The organism is Streptomyces sp. FH025 (genome assembly GCF_017427025.1).
GTDB lineage: Bacteria > Actinomycetota > Actinomycetes > Streptomycetales > Streptomycetaceae > Kitasatospora.
The window spans coordinates 1-2,164 of record NZ_JAFLNG010000984.1 but is presented as its reverse complement, the minus strand read 5'-3'; the positions used below and the strand labels follow the sequence as shown (position 1 = coordinate 2,164).

General features: G+C 74.3%; 2 protein-coding genes. Both read right to left on the bottom strand.

Annotated elements, in window-relative coordinates; genetic code table 11:
* Positions 1-256 precede the first annotated feature (256 nt).
* The gene (locus J0670_RS39745; RefSeq protein WP_207817043.1) at positions 257-1,006 is read right to left on the bottom strand and encodes a leucyl/phenylalanyl-tRNA--protein transferase; all 750 of its coding nucleotides are present in this window, start codon (positions 1,004-1,006) and stop codon (positions 257-259) included.
* Positions 1,003-2,164: thioester reductase domain-containing protein (locus J0670_RS36445; RefSeq protein ID WP_207817041.1), on the bottom strand; the 1,162-nt coding region annotated here is incomplete at its 5' end. The genes J0670_RS39745 and J0670_RS36445, both read right to left, overlap by 4 nt.

Genomic DNA, 2,164 nt, shown 5'->3' with positions numbered 1-2,164 from the left:
CCGGGCTGCCCCCGGCGGTGGTCGCGGCCCGGTCCGCGTCGGCGGAGTCGGTGGCGGCCACCGGCGCGACGGCGGCCTGCGGAGTGCCGGGGCTGGTCGGCCCGCACGCGGCGGTCCCGGCGAGGATGAGGGTGAGGAGGGCGGGGCCGGCGGCCCTGCCTATCGAGGGTTTGAACACGCGGCGTCATGTTACTGACGAGGAATAAGTTTGTCGAAAACACGCCAATGACTGGCCGGGAGCCAATGAAACCGCAGGTCAGACCAGCCGCGCGACGGGCAGCCGATCCCCCGGCAGCGGGCCCGTCCGGGCGGCCGCCGCCAGCTCCGCGAGGTACCGGGAGCGCGCCATCGGCGCCGCCCCGAGGCTGCGCACGTGCGGCCCGTCCCACTGCGCGTCGAGCAGCCGCCCACCCGCCGCGCCGAACCGCGCCCCGAGGTCGGCGACGGCCACCCGGGCGGCGTCGGACCGCCGGTGGAACATCGAGTCCAGGCTCAGCACCGGCCCGACGACCACCCCGAACACCCCGCCGACCAGCTCCTCACCCTCCCACACCTCGACGCTGTGCGCCGCGCCGAGCGCGTTCAGCTCCACCAGTGCCGATGCCAACTCCGCTGTCAGCCAGACCGGTTGACGACCTTCGGCGCAGGCCGCGAGCACCTCGCCGAAGGCCCGGTCCGCCGTCGTCATCCACCGCTGCGCCCGGTTGCGCAGGCGTCGGGCGAGGCGGCCCGGCAGCCGTACGCCGTCGGGCCGCAGCACCGGCCTGGGGTCCGGCGACCACCACGCCAGCGCGTACGGATCGTCCCCGCCCGGCAGCAGTGCCACCCCGTCCGCGCCCCCGTACCTGGCCTCGTTGTACGCGCTCGCGTACACGTCCGCCGCCGGTAGCGGGAACAGGCCCCGCCGGTACGCCGCCAGCAGCTCGCCCGCGTCCAGCCTCCCGCCGAACGCCACCGGACCGTCCGCCGGGGCGAGTTGGACGTCAAGGCCGTCGAAGGCACTCACCCGGCCGCCCCCGCGCGCCCGGCCGCCCCCAGGAATCCGTCCGCCTCCAGCCGCCCCAGGTAGTGGTCCAGCAGCCCGGCATCCACCGCTGGCAGCTCGATCCCGCTCCCCTCCAGCGCCGCCTCGGCCTTCGCCCGGTCGAACCGGGGGAAGGTCGGCCGGAAGTACAGTTCGCTGATGGAGAGTTCGCTTCCCGGCGCGCGGTCCACGAACAGCGGGACGAACGGCGTGACCGGGTGCGTCGGGTGCCCGGCGGCGAACCGGACCAGCCGCTGAACCCATTCGCTGTACGGCAGTTGGTCGATCCGGTGGCCGCGTGCCCGGAGCCGGTCGGCGAGGTCCGCGAGGTCGGCCGGCTCCGGCGAGGTGAGGTGGTAGACCTCGCCGTCGGCGGGCGCGTGGGCCGCGATGTACGCCATCGCGCGGGCCAGACGGTCGGCCGGGACGAAGTCGAGCGGCAGCTGCACCGCCGGAAAGGTTCCGCTGTCGGCGAAGTAGCGGATCAGCGCGCAGAGTTCGGTGCCGGTGTTCATGACGCCGGTCTCAAGGCCCCCGGTGACGTCGTTGGTGCGCAGCACCGTGACCGGCAGTCCGGCCGCCGCCGCGTTGTGCAGCAGCTGCTCGGCGACCCACTTGCTCTCGACGTAGCCGACGCCGAGCCGGTCCGGGTACGCGAGCGGCGTCCGTTCGGTGACCTCCCGGACGCCGGCCGCGCCGAACCCGGCGAGCACCGCGAGGGTGGAGAGGTAGTGCACGGGCACGCCCCGGGTGTGCCCGGCGAGGCGGACTATCTCCCGGGTGCCACCGACGTTGGCCGCCCGCAACTGGTGGTACGGGTAGAGGAAGTTGACCCGCCCTCCGAGGTGGTACACCGCGTCCAGGTGCTCCGCCAGCCAGGTGAAGCGATGGTCCGCCAACCCGAGGCGCGGCAGGGCGAGGTCTCCGACCAGCGGAACCACCCTGGGGTCCGCCAAGTCCCGTAGCAGGTAGCGCTGCTGGGAGGCTCGAAGCCGCTCCAGCGCGCCCTCCTCGTCCCGCGCGCGGACCAGGCAGTGAATACGCGCCCGGGTGGTGGTGAGCAGGGTGTGGAGCAGGTGGGAGCCGCAGAAGCCGGTGGCGCCGGTGAGCAGGATCTCGGCAGGCTCGGCCCGACAGGGC